The sequence below is a fragment of the Ruegeria sp. CL3 genome, from assembly GCF_056536505.1.
On sequence record NZ_JBQFPT010000007.1, the window covers coordinates 64949 to 81891 of the forward strand.

Genomic DNA, 16943 nt, shown 5'->3' on the forward strand with positions numbered 1-16943 from the left:
TTACTCGGCGGCCTCGGTTACACCCGCGAGGATTTCGCGGATTTCTGCTTCTTTGATGTCGTCATGCTCGGCGATCACCACCATGCGCGAGCGGCGCTCTTCGCCGGGTCCCCACGGGCGATCGTATTGATGACGCACACGGGCACCAACGGCCTGCACCAGCAGGCGCATCGGTTTGCCTTGAACAGCGGCATAGCCTTTGACGCGCAGGATGTTCAGCTCATTGGCCAGACGTTCGATCTTGGCGACCAGATCGGCAGGGTCGGACTGTTCCGGCAGATCAACGATGATACTTTCGAAATCGTCATGCTCGTGATCGTGGTGACCGTCGTGATGCGATGGACGGGCGTCCATGTCATCTTCAGCAGCCGCTTCCAGACCAAGAACAACGCGGACGTCCACGGCGCCTTCGGCCACTTCGACAACGGGTAGCGGGCGAGGGGCCTCGGCGGCGATGATCTTTTTCGCTTCGGCCACGCCTTCGGGACCGGCCAGATCAGGCTTGGTCAGCAGGATGATGTCGGCGCAGGAAATCTGATCCTCGAACACCTCGGACAAGGGCGTTTCATGGTCGATCGAGTCATCGGCCAGGCGCTGAGCGTCCACGGCTTCGACATTCGGCGCAAAGCGACCAGCGGCGACAGCCTCGGCATCGGCCAGCGCGATCACGCCATCGACGGTGATTTTCGATCGGATATCGGGCCAGTCGAACGCCTTCAGCAGCGGCTTAGGCAGGGCGAGGCCGGAAGTTTCGATCAGTATGTGATCAGGGCGCGGCTCCAGCGCCATCAGGGCTTCGATAGTCGGGATGAAGTCGTCGGCCACGGTGCAGCAGATACAACCGTTCGCCAGTTCCATGATGTTTTCCGCCGGGCAATCGGGGATGGCGCAGGATTTCAGGATGTCGCCATCGACGCCAACATCTCCAAATTCGTTGACCACAACGGCCAGACGCTTGCCCTGCGGGTTCTGCATCAGGTGTTTAACCAGAGTCGTCTTGCCCGAGCCCAAGAAGCCAGTGATCACGGTGACGGGGAGTTTTTCCAAGTTGCTCATTTCAGGGCTCCAATCGGGGGAATGCGGGCTGCGCAGTTTTTGCGGAAATGTTCAGGGCGCTCACGCCATTTGACCAAGCCGTCCTCGGTCGCGAGGTACTTGGTGGCGCCGTCAACGATCACGTCGACATGGTCGGTTTCGTTCAGGTGCTCATAGACGAAGGTCCAGCGATCCGGGCCGCCGCGCAGCACGATGGAACAGCCCTCGTTGCAGTTCGACAAGCATTCCACGGCTTTAAGGGTAATCCCTTCCGGCAGCTCCGCCTGTTCAAGCGCCTTGTGCAACAGGGTGCCGGGGCGTTTCGCGTCGTCTTCAACGGGCAGCCCGCGACGACAGGTGGTGCAAACCAGCAATTCGACCGGAGCGGTCTCGGTCATGTCTCTCATCCCCCCAAATCCTCATCGTGGGGGACGGGGTTTCATGCGGGTCCCTTGACCCGACACCGGAACACCCCGTCCGGTTTCATCTTCGGGCGCTGGCAGGTCTCCCGGCTTGCGGATGTCAGAGGCGTCCTCTGTCGGATGTCCCGCCTTCCCGGCTTTGCGCCAGTGGCTTGGGCACCCTCTCCGGTCACGGTCGCGGGGGCGGCTGCGTTTGGCGGAAAACCCGTTGACGCATTCCCTTTTCATCTGTTCTCACAGACACCAACATGAGGCTCATGCGGCACGCACCCGCAGCTTGTCAAGCGCGATGCAGCTCAGACCGCTGCGGCACGTTGAAAAGCGACCTGCCAGCGTCGCTAGGCGGCATGAACAGGGCGCTGATGCATGGTCGCATGGCCTCAAATCGCAAACGGAGGCGAAATCCATGAAAGTAGGTTTTATCGGGCTTGGGAATGTGGGCGGCAAGCTGTCAGGGTCATTGCTGCGCAATGGAATCGACCTGACGGTTCATGACCTGAGTTCCGATCTGGTTGAGGGTTTTGTCGCGCAGGGGGCCAAAGCGGCTAAAAACCCGGCCCAGATGATGCGCGATTGCGATGCCGTGATAACCTGCCTGCCGTCGCCAGCGGCCTCGGACGCGGTGATGCAAGAGATGTTGCCAGAGGTTGGTCCAGGTAAGATTTGGATGGAGATGTCCACCACCGACGAGGCTGAGGTCAAGCGATTGGGGGCATTGGTTCTGGAGCGCGGAGGGGCCGCAGTCGATTGCCCTGTTTCGGGTGGCTGTCACCGCGCGGCGACGGGCAATATCTCAATCTTCGCTGGCTGCGATCGCGATACGTTCGAGCGTATTTTGCCTTTCCTGACCACCATGGGGCGGCGCGTTCTGCACACCGGAGAGCTCGGCTCGGCCTCGGTTCTGAAGGTACTGACCAATTATCTAGCCACGGCCAACCTAATCACTTGTGCTGAAGCGTTGGTCACCGCCAAGGCCGCCGGGATGGATTTGAACACCACCTATGAGGCCATCAAAATCTCGTCGGGGACATCGTTCGTGCACGAAACCGAAAGCCAGGTGATCCTGAACGGTTCGCGCGATATTTCGTTTACGATGGATTTGGTGAAAAAGGATATCGGCCTGTTTCAGGACGTCGCCGACCGCGCCGGTGTTCCGCTGGAAATCAATCCGGTGATGATCAAGATATTTGAGGATGGCATCGCCCGGTTTGGCGAGCGTGAGCTGTCGCCAAACATCATCAAACGCCTTGAAGAGGCCACGGGTTTGGACATCCGCGCACCGGGTTTTCCTACGGAAATGCAAGACGATGAGCCGGAAGAACCAGGGTACGAGGTTGTGCCTCAGGGGCGTTCCTCCTGAAACTGATTTCCGGAGGCGGTATTTAGAGGAAGGGGATGTGGAGGCGAGTACCGGAATCGAACCGGTGTACACGGATTTGCAATAGGTGTATATCAAAAAAAATGTATTAAAATAATGGTAAAGAACACAAATTATAGTCCGTGTACAAAAATGTGTACATGATTCCATCACTCAATTTCCGAGTGTCGTTCTGTTTCCAATTGCTGAACACAGTGTATAGCAAATTGAAAATATCATCGTATTTTGCGATTATTACAACAAACGCCTTGAATTGCGTAGCAGATCATATCATCTTGATCGTCACGAGCAGTTATGGATCAGATATGGAAACAAAGTCGGATCGATTTCAGCGTTTAGCGGAAGCGCGCGTGACGAAGGCAATATCGATGCTTCGTTCGATTTCAAAGCTATCGAATCGGAGTCACTATGAGTACTCACCGGAAGACGTGCGGCAGATTTTTCAAGCGATAAGGCGGGAGACCGAAAGCGCCAAGGCGGCGTTTGAAATCGGTCTTAAGCGCGATGGCGACAGCGGGTTCCATCTGGGAGGAAAAGATAGTGGTGAGTGAGTTGAAAAGCGTTTGGGAAATGAACTTGATGGATGGAAAAAACCCCATCCATACGGGAGGCTTTCTCACTGCATATGATCATCGAGAGTTCTCTCCCGAAGAGGTTGCGGCTCGTGAGGGTGGGCAGAACTCAATGGATGCCGGGCGAAAAGAAAAAGGCGTCACGCAGTTGGTTTTTCAGAAGCTGACCGCCAGCGGTGACAACAAAGAGAAGCTGCTTGAGCTGTTCAAGTTCCGCGATTTGCTGGAGCCCCGCCTTGAGATTTTCAAAAAAGAAAAGAGAAACAACCTCTTTGCGAAGAGCCTAGAGGAATTTCTGAACGGCGAGACACTCTCGGCGTTGCTAATTCGAGATTACAACACCTGCGGCTTGGGGGGTAAGTGGGACAGGTATGAGCGCGGAGATCACTTTGCTCGCTTGGTTTGTGCTCTTAACTTAGATGATAAGGCTGACGAAGATGCAAACTCGGGCGGCTCGTACGGCTTGGGCAAGACGACTTACGCTAAGAGTTCAAATATCAACACAGTTATCTATCATTCTGTGTTTGATGCTAGCGAAGATAGCGAAGGCGTGCAGCGCCGTCTGATGGGTGCTGGCGTTTATCCAAAGCATGAATACAAAGGCGACAACTACGGTGGTTTTGCATATTTCGGCGCGCCATCCAGTACCGACAGCGCCGTTGCAGCTCCATATGAAGATGATGCCGCGGCAGAAATGTGGGACAATGTTTCCGAGATTTTTGGAGTCGACCTGAGCCGAAATGACAAGGTTAAAGGGACCGACATTCTTATCCTGATGGACTCCCTTGATCTTGAGAAGCTGAAGAAGGCTGTTGAGGATTATTACTTCCCAGCACTAATTTCTAAAGACTTGTCGGTGCGCTTTATTGACGAGAAAGAGAACCTTGAAGTGCCATCAGTTCTTACCCGTCAGGACCTTGATCAGTTTGTTCGACTCTACAAAAAAGCCTCAAGCACTGAAGTGACAAAGGAAGAGACCTTAAGGGTCGACTCCTTGAATAAGGTTGAGGGCAAAGGAATAGGTCGCATTGCATTTGAAGCCGCCGAGCCCGACGAAGCGGTTTCAACTCGACGCAACTGTGTTGCGATTATGCGGGGAACCGGGATGGTCATTAACTACGCCAAAATGGGCGGGGACCAGTATGAGCCTGCGGTCGGAGTCTTTCTCGCGAATGAGGACATCTATCCTTACCTTCAACTTGCAGAAAATGCAGCACATTCTGAGTGGAGCGAGCATTCAAGAAGGCTTCAGCAAAACCATCCTGGCATAGGGAAAAAACTCGTCGGTCGCGTGAACAGTGCTGTGAAGAGTCGGTTTGTTGATTTTCAGAGAAACCTTCAGCCAGATGTGTCCGAAAGCCGAAGTGAAAGTGGTTTGCTTGCAAGGCTTTTGACCGGTGCGCTTTCAGGTACAAAAGGCGATGCGCCGCCGAAGAAAACATTCCACAACCCTGTGTCGCTGCATTTGACACACAGGAAACGCGAAGCAGATAAATCTGTTTGGAGGCTTCAAGTGCATGACTGCGAGCACACTCCTGAAGCGCCATTCACTTTGACATTGAACCCATCAATTTCACTCGCGGGAGACGCGAAGAAGGTCGCAATTAAGCATATGGATTTCTTGATAAAAGATCAGACAGGAAAAGTGTTGGCTGGGGGCAGCAAGCCCACGCTCAACTATAATTTCTCTAGAGGTATGGCTCTGGATTTTGACGTGGAGTTCGACAATCCGGGAAGACACAATTACGTGGTTCAGTGCAAGTGCGTAGCGGAGAACGGAGAGTTTGATGTCGACTAAGGATAGAAAACTCATCTTTTCGGTCACGCGATCGGACTTGCTGTTCAACTTTGCTGCCAGTTTTGACGAGGTTTTTCGCTTCTCTACTGGAGCGGGAGATGAACTAAGCAGTGAGCAGGGTGTTAGGCAGCAAGAGGCAGTTGGTTTCGATTTTCAAAGTGAGTGCGCTCCGACAGTCGAAATTCTTCCATTTGAGAATTTGCTGAAGGAGTTACTGGATGCAGACCCCGAAGAGTTTGAGGCTCATATAACGCTTGAAGACATCGCGCTTGGCATCCGGAAGCCGATACTTAGCGTTAGCGCCGCCGACTTAGTTGAACGACGCGTGTTTAAAGTAGATCTGCATGACGACTCAGATTTTGGTTTCAGTAGAGGATTTATTGTTCGGTGTTTTGTTTCGCGCGTCAGTGACGTCAGCCAAAGCGCTGGCGTAATTTGGTCAAAGTCACAGATTGTTTCTGAGTCGACATTTGTGGTGAAGTCTTCAGTAGATGAAGCACTTTTTGAGATCGCGTGGACAACATTTAAAGACCATGAGGACAGAAAACACGTTTTATACTTTGTTGATTGGGTGAGTGATCAGGTTTCGGACACTCCACATACAGAGTGCTTTCAAGTCAAAGCAAATAACGATTTGAAGACACAGTTTAAGAGGCTGGAAAACAACTCTCACTTTGGTGAACTGTCTGTAAGAATGGTTGTGGATAGAATTATTGCCGATCTTGCAGAAAACACACTTAGGTGCGCCGAACTTGAGCACGAGCCATTAGAAGGATCGCTTCATGAGAAGATGCTTGAGTTGTTCAGGAGCATAAATTTGGATTTTGATGAACTTGCAGCTGACTATCAAAAAGGCGACCGGTTAGATCAACTGCATGTCGTCTCAAGTGTCTCTCGTGCAGTCCAGAGGTCTACCAAGATTGCTGCAACATTGAGCGGTGTTAAATTCGGAGGTTATCGTCGGTCATGAAGCTGCCTGTTATCACTAATGAACAAGCGACTATCGCTTGGAATTCCATGCGAGATCACGACTCATATGACGCTTCTGAGCTTGTTTTGGATTTTGTCGGCTCAGATGATGAAGACGAATCTCTCTCAGACTTAGAGCTAATTGAGCTCAACGATCATTTGCTAGACGTTCGGCACAAGTACGCCGAAAAAAACAAAAAGAATGTCGGTGGTTTAATTGATGCTGACGTAGTGGAGCCAGTTCACAGAGCGTTAAAGGATCACGCAACCGCTTACCAGTTGAGCCAATTAGGTTTTTGGCGCTGGCTGAGCAATATTTCGTGTAACGGCTCGCTTTGGCAGTTCATTAAATGGCGGTTTGAAAGTGAGCAGCAGGTGAATTGGGGTATAACTTCGCCGGGTTCCATCATTGAGGTTTATTTCTATCGCGCTTGGCTTCGTGGTCATAAGATGTACGACGCGTCAGCCGAAGACCCTTACCACTATGCGCGGCGGGGTTCTAGCGATGTTTGGCGGTCACACATTCTCCGGCAGGACTTTGGAAGGGACAGGGAGTTTGTGAAAGCATTCCTAGATACCATCTACGATGCAAACGGGCAGGTGCAAGTGGGCACTCTAGAACTCCGAACCAAGGTGATCCCGGCGCTTCGGGCGTGGACTTCTGGCTCGACGTTCTCGCATCTTACCTATACTGAGTGTAAACAACTCATAGGAAGACTGCGAGAAGAGGGAATCTAGTGCTAGCGGCGGAAACGTGTACCGAAACTGAACTAAGCGAGATAAAACGAACTGCGGGTGTGGTTGAGCGATCCATTGCGATCAACGGTCGTCTGTTTCGGGAAACGGTTCTCTCTACAAAGCCAGAGCTTGAGCCTTCTGCCGATTTCTTTGTGTCTCGTTTGTCTGAACCCGTGAAAGCAGAGCCAGGCGCGCCGTCAAAGCGACTAAACTACATAGACTTGTTTTGTGGCGGAGGTGGGCTGTCCCTTGGCGTTACTCAGGCTAGCCAGTTTCTCGGGCGGCAATCGCGATTGCTCGCGGCTGTAGACTTAGACAAGAACGCCCTTGAGCTTGTCAAAAGACAATTTAGACCGCTGGTCTCCAGAGCAAAGTCTGTTGAAGACCTTATTCGCTATGACGTGGACCTTTCGGGCAATCTGGATGACTTTGTTGTAAGCCCTGAAATCGTCGACAGTCAGATAGCGCAGTTCAAGGGGAAGGTTGATCTGTTAGTCGGAGGACCGCCTTGTCAGGGTCATTCAAACCTCAACAATCGTACTCGTCGATTTGACAGCCGTAATCTTCTGTATCTGATAATGCCGGCATTTGCTGTCGCGTTAAACGTTCCTCACGTCATTATTGAAAATGTACCAAGTATTAATAACGCCAAAGAAGAGGTCGTTCCTCTAGCGCGTCGAATTTTTGAGGCTAATGGTTATCAAGTAGAAGATACTGTAGTGAACGCCGCGGATTTCGGCACTGCCCAAACAAGGTCTCGGCATTTTCTTGTCGCAAGCAATAAATCGCGCCCCACATTAGGTCCGTCACTTGAACGGTTTATGGTGGATCGCATTTCCTTTGATACGATCTGCTCGGATATGCCGGGTCTGGATCCAGAACTATCCATGATTGAGGCGAATGGGCAGTTGTCTGAGGAGAACAAAGCGCGTGTTAATTTCCTGCATGAAAACGATCTATTTGAATTACCCAATGGCGAAAGACCTCAATGCCATCAAGATGAGCATACTTACCCGTCGGTTTATGGCAGGATCCGTGGTGATCAACCTATGACCACAATAACAACCGGCTTTGGGTCGCCAGGAAGGGGGCGCTACATACACCCTCACGAGCGGCGCGTCATAAACATTCGAGAGGCAGGACGACTACAAGGCTTCCCAGACAAGTATTGGGTGCCTGCGATAGAGGCAGACCTGAAACGGGCACATTTTCAAAAGATTGTTGGCGACGCGGTGCCGCCGTTACTTGCCTACCCACTGCTGGCGTCTCTCATCGGGCATCTTGAATAGATTCTCCGAATGCAAACGGGCTAAAGCAATTCAATCGCGTTTCGTAACTTATTCTCGTTCAGGTCTATGTAACGCATTGTTGTGTTGAGGTGCTTGTGGCGCGCGAGGGCTTGGATCACGCGTGCATTGATGCCTTTGTCAGCCAGCTCAGTCAGGAACTGACGACGACCACTGTGCGAGCTTGCACCCTTGATGCCAGCCAGTTTGTAGAAGCGCGCAAAAAGGTTGATGATTGTCTGTGCGCTGAACCCGCCGCCCTTTGCGCTGAAGAAAAGCGAAGCATCTTGGTTGTGGACGTGGCGCGGGTGTTTTGCTGCGTATGTCGTTAACGTCTTGCCCAGACGCTTGCTTACCAGCACTGTTGCTGCGTTGTCGCCTTTCGTCTGATCCGCCGTTAGGTAGATCGTGTCACGTACCCTACCTTCATCTTCAAACACATCACCAACACGCAGCGCTGCAATTTCACAAGCGCGCATTCCAGCAAAAAAGCTGAATGCGAATATGGCGCGGTTGCGGGCGCTGTAGCGATGAGCATCTAAGACTGCATAAACGCGTTTCTGTTCTACTTTTGTCAGTAGTTTTGCCTGTTTCATATCTCATCCTAAATGTGTGGTTTCACTGTAGTTCATGGTAAAACCACACATTTTGCCAATCGATCGAAAAAGGCGGGTAAGCTAAGACTTTGTAATCAATGGCAGTTCAGTGAATATGTTATAGATTGTATAAAACCTAATATTTCGCTGGTAACGTGTCGTCGCTTGCAACCGCCGCAATCTTGTGATGCTCAAGCAGGTAGGTTTCTAGTTCCTCTTTTATCCCATTCAGAATTTGAAGATCGCTGTCTGCGATGCTGCCCAGCTTTTTGCGGCTCATATGTGCAAAGGCGATTTTGACCTTTGTTTTGTTCAGGCAATTGATTGCGGTCGGGACTGAGAAGTCGCTTTGCTTGGTTTTTTGAACAGCGAACCAACTTTTGCTACGCCAGCACCAGTCCATGCTGAACTGCTCGGCAGTTTGTACAAACGAATGCTTTTGCAGTTCTGTATAAATTCGTTCCATCAATGACATTTGAAATCTCCTTAAGTCGAATGTGTTGGCATCTTTGCCATTGTTTTTTGCTGCTGCTTCGCATCAGCAGCCGCTACAGCAAATCGCTTCGCTGCCGCTTCACATTTGCCGCATCAGCAGTATTTTGGGCAGAGCTATGCTTTCGGAATGTTGCTTGAAGCATTGTCTGCATGAATGAGGCTTTTCCTAGAGCCAATAGATCAAGCCTTTCCTCGGCGTGATCTATTGGCGCAACTTTTCCTGTCGCGTTTTTGGCTACACGCACCAAACCACATGGGAAGAGCAGGTTTTGCGATCATCTCTTTACTGGGCTTCAACGCACGCGCTGGGGCTGGTGTAGCGAAGCTGATCCAGCGCGATGACGGGTACTGCAATGCAGCTTGTCGTTCCGTCTCACTAAAATTCACGCATCACTGCGCTACAACCATTACGACAGCAGTAAACACGGTTCCGCGATGGCGGTGTGCTTTAGGCATCCTGCGCGCGATGGCAGGGTAGACTGTTGAAGCGCATAACTGACAATGCGATTGCTTACCGTCACACAACAGAACGGGTTCACAGCACGATTACGACTGGCGTGCCAACCTTGTGGTCAATTTTTTGGAGCAGGCGGCATATGCCTTAGCCTGTTAAAGTTATTTATTATCTGCGCGCAGACGGCGCGTGATTTCCTGAGTATTTTGGCTTTTTGGGTTTTGACGGCTCTGCAACACGCACGGGTTTGACAGGTGGCTTGGGGTCTGTAGCTGTTTCTCGCCCTTTCGCTTTGCGCCGTTGGGTCGTCGCACCGCTTTCGTTCAAGTCCGTACTAAGCTGCTGGATGTATTGGCTGGTTAAGTCCAAGAGCGCACCTGCAATCGCCAGCCGCTCCGCGTTGCTGTTGGCGCGACGTGAAGTTTGTAAGCGTTGAAGCGAACTTTTAAGGTCATCTAATTTCATCTCGTTCTCCCACTCGTATTTAGCTTTAGCGAGCTAAGGAGTTTTGAAAGCTCTGTTAGCTGACAGAAAGGGAAAGCGTGTTAACACGTTTTTGACAGTTCTCTTGAACTTAAAAAGCCCCAGCGAAGCTGAGGCTTTTTGGTCATTTAACAATGCGCAAGGGTGAGCTTGGCGGGTGTGTCGTGGGTTGAGCCAGCATCCTCGCATTAGGCACAATTTCGCGCCAACTGCCGTCGCTGGTTCTGATGATTTCGTCAATTTCGTCTGCGCTCAGTTGCTTCCCTTCATTGTGCAAGATGTGCTGTACACGAGCGCGGATACGTTTTGGGTCGGCGGCGTTAAAATTGATTTTTACGCAACGGCTTAGTAGCCCTTTGTCCAGTTTGTCCAAGTAGTTTGTGGTCAAAACACAAACGATATTAGGGGTGTTAAGGAACGCTTTCAACGCGCGCTGTGCATCGTCAGTCAGGTTGTCCACTTCGTCGAAAATGAAGTAGTGCAGCGAGCTTGCGTTGTATGACACAAACTTTGTCTGTGCCGCGCATGTCTTCAAAATCTCCCTGATGCTTTCAGTTTTTTGGCAGGAAATTAGTTTTGGGAAGACTTCGATTTCCTCACCGCTTTTTGCTTGCTCGAATTCGCGACAAAAGATGTCTGAATAAGTTGTCTTGCCAGTGCCATATGTTCCGTAAAGGCAAAGGGCAGTTTTGCCGCTTGCAGGAAAGGGATAGCCGCCTGTGATGAGCGCATTGATTTGGTTTTCAACGGTGCTGTTTGCGAAGACCATTTCGGCGGTAGATTGAGGCGCAGTGTTTGTCATTGTCGTCGCTCCTTATGCCGCTTGCTTTTCGTTTTCGCGCTGTTCATCGCGAACACGCTTGTTAAAAGCGCTGTTTTGTTCATCAGCAGCCGCTTCCTCAGCCTCGCGCTTAGCAGTTTTCTTCGCCGCTTTTGCTTTGGTGTTGTAGAGATTTGACAGAGCGCCAGAAACTACAGTTTTGCCTGGGATACGCTCTTTGCTAACTTCGTCTTCGAAAACAACGTGCTTTACTTCAACGTTGCCACGTGCATTTAGCGTCCCAACAAGCACAACATACTGTCCCGCCGCATCCGTCGCGTATTGCGAGATTTCTTCGCAGGCAACTTCAACGATGTTGTTGGCGGCATTAGCAATTTTGCGACCTTCAACGGCGCGCTGTTTTGGCGTTTTGGTGTTTTTGGCGAGTGCCGAACGGATTTCTTCGATGCCGCCACGGTCAGTAATAAAGCTCGCAATTGCGTTGCCTGTCCCAACGCCTTCTTGGGCTGCGCAGCTCAGAACGCGAGCGTATGAATTGACGCGGCGGCTATCTGTATCGCTGTCGCTGAATACATACTTGGTGACAAGCTGAATGAAGGTGGGAGTTTTGGCAGTTGAGATATTGCGCTTTTGGACTTCGCCCAGCAGCCAGTCGTATTTGTCGGCATCAACGTCATTGCCGTCTTTGGCGTCCAAGTAGATCGTGTAAATGTCGCCAAGCAGTTCATACAGGCGCTGGTTTGCAGTTGCGTACAAAGTATTCTGCCATTCTTCACGATCTGCGAAAAGCGTGTTAACACGCTTCTGGAATGCGGCGAGGGTGGAGTTTTTGATGTCAATGTTCTTAGTCATTGCTTTTCCTTTCTGTTTTAGCAATTACGATTTCTTACAAGCGATGACTAAGTTGTATCTTAGGTAGCTGTTGTTAACTTCGAGCAAGGATTGATAATCTCAATGGTTGTTAACACATGAGGCGATATTTTATCTCACAACACCCCACTTTTGGCAGCTACAAAGATCCGGTGCCCTTCAAAGTCGAATCATCGCCTTATTACTGGTGGTGGTATGCGCTGACGCTGAATGAGAAATACGAAAAAGCCAGCGAACGCAGTGACGGCGGTTTTGAGCAGGTCTACGAGGACTTCGGTGACGTGCGTTACGAAGGTAATCGCTATTTCGCATTTTGTGGCTGGTGGCGCGAACGTGTTATCACGCTTGAGACGCGCGGTGCCTATCTCTTCGCGGAACCTGTATTACCAGGCAAAAGCGTTTCGATTGTAAAAGACTTGGACATGGCGGAGGGCGCAATCGCGGACCCGCAGCGTCTGCTTGTGAACATCCCGCTGGATGCGCAGCGGAAACACATTGAATGGCGCTTGAACAACATACTGAAAAAACACCTCAAGCCTGAAGCCGCCCGTGCTGTGAAATCTGTGCGCAAGAGCAAGGCGCGCTACAGCATGGAAAAACCCGTTGTGCCTGATGCTCTCAAAAAGTGCTTCGACCTATACGATGCAAAACAAGTGGCACTAGGGCAGGGCGAGAAGGTCGGAAATTTTGAACTGGCAAAGCGTGCGAAGATAAATGTGCAGGAGCGCGAAAAGAAGGACGAAATCAACACGGCTGAAAACTATCGTCGTACGGTGTCCGCTACCGTTTCGCGTTATATCAGGCAGGCTGAACGAATGATTGAAAACGCTGGGCAGGGCAAGTTTCCCTAGCCTTTCTATTTCTGATTTAGATCGCTTTCTTCGCAGAAGGTAGCAGACATATGAGGCAACAATAGGAGCCGTGATATGTCTGTACTATCCATACTAACCGTAAAATCTGTCACCCGTGCCAGCAAGCAAGACCCTGCTCATTTGCGTCGCCGCAAACTCGTCGCCGCAATCGAAGAGCAGATGAACGTGGCGGCTGCTGCGGCGAAGGGCGAAAGCTATGAGGTGACGCGCAAGACATGGATCAAGAATGAGCAGGGCGAAAAGGTGCTGGTGGATAAGCTGCGCAAAGTACGTCCGTGGTTCTTTGAACAGGACGGCGGCTGGTATGTGCAGTGCAAGTACGGAAACAAAGCACTGTTGATTGGCAACGGAAACGCGGTTTTTGTGAAAGCGTTGAAAGACGTCGCTGGCGTATTGAGCACGTTGAAGGCGGCGACGGAAGCTGGCGAACTTGACGTGGCGATTGCAAAGGCAACACAGCGCAAGAAGGCAAAGTAAGACGTCGCATAATTTTTAGGGCGGTTGGATTGCCGCCCTTTTTGATCTCAATAATTGCCTTTTTTGACACTGTCGCAGTATCGCTCAAACCCAGCTACGCTCAATGGTCCGCGTTCTACGCTGTAAAACGTAGAAACTCTTTCAGGCGCCACACAAGTTTTTCCAAACTTTAAACCGCAGTTAAAAACCAGCATGTCACGGCATGGAGCAACGCTTTTTGAATTATTGGTTTTTAGTCCTGCTAATTCGACTGCTTCAGTTAAAATGCTAAAGGCGGCGCTTAGGCTCTCAATATTGTTTGACGATAGCGAAATATCATCAACATAGACTGCGGCTGTGACCTCTAGCGGCATCTGCTCAAGTGCTGAACCGACGGTAGAGTGTTCAAGCACTAACGTTGATAAAATTGGGGATTGAACGAAGCCATATGGGAGCGCGTAGCCGGGGTCTCCGTAAGGGTTTTTCACTGTCGACCATCGCGAATAGTGCGCTGACCTCGCTACGCCTATTCTACGCAAGCTTCGCGCTACTCGATTTCGCGCAATAGAATAAAAGAAGTTTTCTATATCAATCTTGCAGAAGTAGTTGTTAGCGCGGTGTGCATGGATAGCTGCAACATGACCACCGCGGCGAAGGTGAAAGTAATAACTTGGGAAAGTATGTGCAGCTTCGACACGTTTCTTTACGTCCTCACCAATTTTTCGTCCAAGCTCAGATGGAGCAAAAACTGGTTTCCCGTTTAACCTGAAAGAATGGGTGTAGTTTTCGAATTTCACGGACATAGTTGACAACCTTGCTTACGAAGTCTGCGATTTTAATGAAAATGACAACCAGCCAGTAGATGACTGGGAGCCACAAACGCAGCTTGTAAGCAAGGCGAGTGAGTTTGGATTTTTCGTTCATCGTAACTCTCCTTCATGTATATCCAACGGCAACCTACAGCTTCATTCACACGAAGCTGTCAACCAGAGGAAACAAAAACTAAAGTTGTTCCTGAAAACTAATACTCAAGTTAATCCATAAGGTTACTCAAGGTATTAGCCAATGTAAGCTGCGGGCTATCGCCGTTGACGCTCGGAACCTAGATCGCGTTGAAGTTGAACGCAAGGGCAAAATCCAACCAATTTAGTGCCGCCCGTTGAGTATCCGCAGTAGTGTACCGCCCTCTATCAAGTCTTCGTTCTTTGCCGCCAGCGCTTTCATAGCGATTTCTTCTGTCACAGCGTAGTCCTGTCGTTCAACGCCCAAAGCCGCCAGCAGCTCAGTTTCATCTAGTTTGCCCGCTGCAAGCATGTTGAACGCCGTTTCCACCACACCGCTGCTGTTTGCTGTTACTTCTTTCTTTGGGCTTTTTCGCATGTCACGTCCGCTGTGAATTTCAGCGTTTAGCAATGGGCTGTACTTGCTGTAGTGCTTGTCCAACATCGCTGTGCTGTTGCCCATTTGTTTGCTCAAAGCGTGTGTGCTGATGCCGCGCTTCAAATCCCGCGTCGCATAATAATGCCGTAAGCTGTACAGAGTACGCGATTTGCCATCAGCGCCAACCTTCAATCTCAAGTCGTCGAGCAGTGCGTTAAATGCGCGGTTTAAGCTAGCGATGTTGGCAACAGCGCCCAAGCGCGTGGTGAATACATGCGCGTCATTTGTGGCTGCGATGAGCTGAGCGAAGCTGTCGTAGCTGAGAGCAGGGTTCAGCTTACTTTGCCTGTCCAAGTAGCCTTCCACAGTGTCTCGCGCCACTGCGCTTCTCTTTCGCGTTTTTCCGTCTACATTCACCACCAAATAGCGCTCGCCGTTATTCTCCTGCCATTCAATGTTGCGCCAACGTAGCCGCAAAGCCTCAGTGCCATGTCGCACGCCAGTGTTTGCCAAAAACAGCACGTAGTTTCGCAACACTTCGCGTGTCGCGATAGCTTTCTTGTCTTTCGTCTTTTTATGCCAGCTGCGCAGCGCCGTATAAATCTTCTTGTACTCTGCGTCCGTGAAGCTGCCTCTGCTTTCGCTTTTGACGCCTTTGTTAAGAAGGGTAGGGCGCATGGATTTTACGATCCAGCCATGCAGTTCTGCTTCGTCTAAAACTCTGTTCAGCGCTGCATTGTGATTATTGATGCCGCTTTGTGAGAACGGTTTTTTGTTCGTCTCAGTACGCCACGCGTCAAAAGCCGTCAGCGCAGCCAAATCTATCTTTGCTACATCCGTATTGCCAAAGTACGGGATGAGCCAAATACGCAGCGCTGAGAAGTAATCCTTGTAAGCTTGCTTGCCACCACCCTCATCAAGTTCGCGCTGCATTCGCGCCATCGCATACTCAGCTACATGCTTAAATTTGCGGGTTTGAGCAGGGAGGTGGTTTTTGATGCGCGCTTTAGTCTCGTGGTACAATTCGATTGCGCGTTCTTTGGCTTCCTCCAAGTCGTCTGTCTTTGTGCTTTTCACAACACGTTTGCCGTTGTCCAAAGTCAGCCGCACGTACCAGTTTTCGCTGCCCTGGCGCTTATCCAGCTTCAGTTTTTTGTGCACATTTACAGTGGTAACGCCGTAGCTCATCGCGTGCTGCTTCGCCTAGTTGCCTGTTTTTTCTCAGTATACGGCAAAAGGTCTCAAAATGCAGTCGAATCTGCACGCGGACTGTGTACGAATTGTGCACGAAGACTACGCGACTATATCTTGTGTTGGTGGGCGTTGATTTGGCGGATTTTACAAGATGTTGTGGAGGCGAGTACCGGAATCGAACCGGTGTACACGGATTTGCAATCCGCTGCGTCACCACTCCGCCAACTCGCCTTTTCAAGTAAAATCAAATACTTGCCGTGGTGTGGTGGGCGTTTTAACAGCTTTCATCGGAGGCGTCCAGAGGATTGGCGCCGATTTTGGGCAGCAAATCAATATTTGTGGGCGGCCGGTTTAAACGGATCGTGAACAAGGCTTGCGGCATCTGGGCCGTTGTCGAGACAGGTCGAGTGTGGCACAAGCCAATTATCCAAGGGATTGAAAAGAGAGATCAGATGTCAGATTTCGCAGCCCGGCGCCGCACCATGGTTGATACGCAGGTACGACCCTCGGATGTGACCAAGTTTCCAATCATTGACGCGATGCTTTCCGTTCCGCGTGAAAGCTTTGTGCCAACGGCACAGCGCGAAGCGGCCTATGTCGAAGGGTTGATCGATCTGGGCAATAATCGCTGCATTCTTGAGCCGCGCACTCTAGCCAAGATGTTGGATGCGCTGAATATCTCGAATGACGAAATGGTCCTGGATATCGCGTCGGCCTATGGTTATTCGACCGCTGTTGCCGCGCGGATGGCGCAGCTGGTGGTTGGTGTCGAATCTGACGAACATCTTGCCTCTGAGGCGCAAAGCGTGCTGACCGAAGAAAACGTCGACAATGCCGTCATTCATGTTGGCCCTCTGGAAGAGGGAGCGGCCGAACATGGCCCTTATGACGTGATTATGATACAAGGCGGTGTCGAACAGGTGCCAGACACGGTACTGGACCAATTGAAGGATCAGGGCCGGATCGCCTGTCTGTTTGTGGATGGGCAACTGGGTACTGTTCGCATCGGTCACAAGGCCGGTGGTGTGGTCAGTTGGCGGGATGCCTTCAACGCCAGTGCGCTGGTTTTGGACGGTTTTTCCCAAGAGTGTGCATTTTCGCTATAGTCCGCTGACTGTTGTTTCCACCACCTTGATTAGTTGAACATAAAGACGCAAACTGCCG

Annotated in this window: 18 protein-coding genes, 1 tRNA gene and 1 riboswitch; of the genes, 9 read left to right on the top strand and 10 right to left on the bottom strand. The window is 50.9% G+C overall.

Annotation, left to right across the window (positions count from 1 at the left end; genetic code table 11):
- Together cobW and ACR0NO_RS11905 are read right to left on the bottom strand one after the other, a co-directional pair.
- Positions 1-1056 carry a cobalamin biosynthesis protein CobW gene (gene cobW, locus ACR0NO_RS11900; RefSeq protein ID WP_480724081.1) on the bottom strand — a complete coding sequence of 352 codons (1056 nt, stop codon included), beginning with the start codon at positions 1054-1056 and terminating at the stop codon, positions 1-3.
- Positions 1053-1433, bottom strand: coding sequence for a DUF1636 domain-containing protein (locus ACR0NO_RS11905; protein WP_170465764.1), 381 nt, complete (start codon positions 1431-1433; stop codon positions 1053-1055). The genes cobW and ACR0NO_RS11905 overlap by 4 nt, the downstream gene beginning before the upstream one ends.
- Positions 1434-1516: 83 nt before the next feature.
- A riboswitch (cobalamin riboswitch) is annotated at positions 1517-1720 on the bottom strand.
- A gap of 26 nt (positions 1721-1746) precedes the next feature.
- Here ACR0NO_RS11905 and ACR0NO_RS11910 point away from each other — a divergent pair.
- The 6 genes from ACR0NO_RS11910 to ACR0NO_RS11935 all read left to right on the top strand — a co-directional run bounded on the left by ACR0NO_RS11910 (position 1747) and on the right by ACR0NO_RS11935 (position 8201).
- Positions 1747-2817, top strand: coding sequence for an NAD(P)-dependent oxidoreductase (locus tag ACR0NO_RS11910; protein WP_480702732.1), 1071 nt, complete (start codon positions 1747-1749; stop codon positions 2815-2817).
- Positions 2818-2975: 158 nt separating this feature from the next.
- On the top strand, positions 2976-3386 hold the full coding sequence (locus tag ACR0NO_RS11915) for a hypothetical protein (RefSeq protein ID WP_480724082.1): 411 nt from the start codon (positions 2976-2978) through the stop codon (positions 3384-3386).
- A gap of 19 nt (positions 3387-3405) precedes the next feature.
- Positions 3406-5205 carry a hypothetical protein gene (locus tag ACR0NO_RS11920; protein WP_480724083.1) on the top strand — a complete coding sequence of 600 codons (1800 nt, stop codon included), beginning with the start codon at positions 3406-3408 and terminating at the stop codon, positions 5203-5205.
- A complete protein-coding gene (locus ACR0NO_RS11925) occupies positions 5195-6175 on the top strand; it encodes a hypothetical protein (RefSeq protein ID WP_480724084.1) in 981 nt (326 codons plus the stop codon). The genes ACR0NO_RS11920 and ACR0NO_RS11925 overlap by 11 nt, the downstream gene beginning before the upstream one ends.
- Positions 6172-6912 (top strand): DUF6339 family protein, encoded by a 741-nt coding sequence (locus tag ACR0NO_RS11930; RefSeq protein ID WP_480724085.1) that lies wholly within the window; start codon positions 6172-6174, stop codon positions 6910-6912. Before ACR0NO_RS11925 ends, ACR0NO_RS11930 begins: the two co-directional genes overlap by 4 nt.
- The gene (locus ACR0NO_RS11935; protein WP_480724086.1) at positions 6912-8201 is read left to right on the top strand and encodes a DNA cytosine methyltransferase; all 1290 of its coding nucleotides are present in this window, start codon (positions 6912-6914) and stop codon (positions 8199-8201) included. The genes ACR0NO_RS11930 and ACR0NO_RS11935 overlap by 1 nt, the downstream gene beginning before the upstream one ends.
- A gap of 20 nt (positions 8202-8221) precedes the next feature.
- Here ACR0NO_RS11935 and ACR0NO_RS11940 read toward each other — a convergent pair whose 3' ends face one another.
- The 5 genes from ACR0NO_RS11940 to ACR0NO_RS11960 all read right to left on the bottom strand — a co-directional run bounded on the left by ACR0NO_RS11940 (position 8222) and on the right by ACR0NO_RS11960 (position 11859).
- The gene (locus ACR0NO_RS11940) at positions 8222-8794 is read right to left on the bottom strand and encodes a tyrosine-type recombinase/integrase (protein WP_480724087.1); all 573 of its coding nucleotides are present in this window, start codon (positions 8792-8794) and stop codon (positions 8222-8224) included.
- Positions 8795-8930: 136 nt separating this feature from the next.
- Positions 8931-9269, bottom strand: a complete 339-nt coding sequence (locus ACR0NO_RS11945) for a DUF6626 family protein (RefSeq protein WP_480724088.1) — start codon at positions 9267-9269, stop codon at positions 8931-8933.
- A gap of 642 nt (positions 9270-9911) precedes the next feature.
- Positions 9912-10208, bottom strand: a complete 297-nt coding sequence (locus ACR0NO_RS11950; RefSeq protein WP_480724089.1) for a hypothetical protein — start codon at positions 10206-10208, stop codon at positions 9912-9914.
- 142 nt (positions 10209-10350) lie between these two features.
- Complete coding sequence (locus ACR0NO_RS11955; protein ID WP_480724090.1) at positions 10351-11028, bottom strand: AAA family ATPase; 678 nt, start codon at positions 11026-11028, stop codon at positions 10351-10353.
- A gap of 12 nt (positions 11029-11040) precedes the next feature.
- Entirely contained in the window at positions 11041-11859 is an 819-nt protein-coding gene (locus ACR0NO_RS11960) for a hypothetical protein (protein WP_480724091.1), read from the bottom strand.
- 116 nt (positions 11860-11975) lie between these two features.
- Between ACR0NO_RS11960 and ACR0NO_RS11965 the strand changes: the two genes are divergently transcribed.
- Positions 11976-12728, top strand: a complete 753-nt coding sequence (locus ACR0NO_RS11965; RefSeq protein WP_480724092.1) for a hypothetical protein — start codon at positions 11976-11978, stop codon at positions 12726-12728.
- 75 nt (positions 12729-12803) lie between these two features.
- Entirely contained in the window at positions 12804-13226 is a 423-nt protein-coding gene (locus ACR0NO_RS11970; protein WP_480724093.1) for a hypothetical protein, read from the top strand.
- Between the two features lie 47 nt (positions 13227-13273).
- On the opposite strand, the gene ACR0NO_RS11975 is transcribed toward ACR0NO_RS11970, so the two are convergent.
- From ACR0NO_RS11975 to ACR0NO_RS11985, 3 genes are all read right to left on the bottom strand, one after another.
- Positions 13274-14002 carry a reverse transcriptase domain-containing protein gene (locus ACR0NO_RS11975; protein ID WP_480724094.1) on the bottom strand — a complete coding sequence of 243 codons (729 nt, stop codon included), beginning with the start codon at positions 14000-14002 and terminating at the stop codon, positions 13274-13276.
- Positions 14003-14351: 349 nt separating this feature from the next.
- Positions 14352-15773: a tyrosine-type recombinase/integrase gene (locus tag ACR0NO_RS11980; protein ID WP_480724095.1), complete on the bottom strand. Its 1422-nt coding sequence runs from the start codon at positions 15771-15773 to the stop codon at positions 14352-14354.
- A gap of 163 nt (positions 15774-15936) precedes the next feature.
- A tRNA-Cys gene (locus ACR0NO_RS11985) sits at positions 15937-16010 on the bottom strand.
- Between the two features lie 221 nt (positions 16011-16231).
- On the opposite strand from ACR0NO_RS11985, the gene ACR0NO_RS11990 reads away from it, so the two are divergent.
- Positions 16232-16885 (top strand): protein-L-isoaspartate O-methyltransferase family protein, encoded by a 654-nt coding sequence (locus ACR0NO_RS11990; RefSeq protein ID WP_480724096.1) that lies wholly within the window; start codon positions 16232-16234, stop codon positions 16883-16885.
- Positions 16886-16943 lie beyond the last annotated feature (58 nt).

What these genes read in the sequence shown, in the direction of transcription:
- cobW (WP_480724081.1), bottom strand. Translation starts at nt 1,056, where the DNA reads ATGAGCAACTTGGAAAAACTCCCCGTCACCGTGATCACTGGCTTCTTG.
- ACR0NO_RS11905 (WP_170465764.1), bottom strand. Translation starts at nt 1,433, where the DNA reads ATGACCGAGACCGCTCCGGTCGAATTGCTGGTTTGCACCACCTGTCGT.
- ACR0NO_RS11910 (WP_480702732.1), top strand. Translation starts at nt 1,747, where the DNA reads ATGCAGCTCAGACCGCTGCGGCACGTTGAAAAGCGACCTGCCAGCGTC.
- ACR0NO_RS11915 (WP_480724082.1), top strand. Translation starts at nt 2,976, where the DNA reads ATGATTCCATCACTCAATTTCCGAGTGTCGTTCTGTTTCCAATTGCTG.
- ACR0NO_RS11920 (WP_480724083.1), top strand. Translation starts at nt 3,406, where the DNA reads ATGAACTTGATGGATGGAAAAAACCCCATCCATACGGGAGGCTTTCTC.
- ACR0NO_RS11925 (WP_480724084.1), top strand. Translation starts at nt 5,195, where the DNA reads ATGTCGACTAAGGATAGAAAACTCATCTTTTCGGTCACGCGATCGGAC.
- ACR0NO_RS11930 (WP_480724085.1), top strand. Translation starts at nt 6,172, where the DNA reads ATGAAGCTGCCTGTTATCACTAATGAACAAGCGACTATCGCTTGGAAT.
- ACR0NO_RS11940 (WP_480724087.1), bottom strand. Translation starts at nt 8,794, where the DNA reads ATGAAACAGGCAAAACTACTGACAAAAGTAGAACAGAAACGCGTTTAT.
- ACR0NO_RS11945 (WP_480724088.1), bottom strand. Translation starts at nt 9,269, where the DNA reads ATGTCATTGATGGAACGAATTTATACAGAACTGCAAAAGCATTCGTTT.
- ACR0NO_RS11950 (WP_480724089.1), bottom strand. Translation starts at nt 10,208, where the DNA reads ATGAAATTAGATGACCTTAAAAGTTCGCTTCAACGCTTACAAACTTCA.
- ACR0NO_RS11955 (WP_480724090.1), bottom strand. Translation starts at nt 11,028, where the DNA reads ATGACAAACACTGCGCCTCAATCTACCGCCGAAATGGTCTTCGCAAAC.
- ACR0NO_RS11960 (WP_480724091.1), bottom strand. Translation starts at nt 11,859, where the DNA reads ATGACTAAGAACATTGACATCAAAAACTCCACCCTCGCCGCATTCCAG.
- ACR0NO_RS11965 (WP_480724092.1), top strand. Translation starts at nt 11,976, where the DNA reads ATGAGGCGATATTTTATCTCACAACACCCCACTTTTGGCAGCTACAAA.
- ACR0NO_RS11970 (WP_480724093.1), top strand. Translation starts at nt 12,804, where the DNA reads ATGTCTGTACTATCCATACTAACCGTAAAATCTGTCACCCGTGCCAGC.
- ACR0NO_RS11980 (WP_480724095.1), bottom strand. Translation starts at nt 15,773, where the DNA reads ATGAGCTACGGCGTTACCACTGTAAATGTGCACAAAAAACTGAAGCTG.
- ACR0NO_RS11990 (WP_480724096.1), top strand. Translation starts at nt 16,232, where the DNA reads ATGTCAGATTTCGCAGCCCGGCGCCGCACCATGGTTGATACGCAGGTA.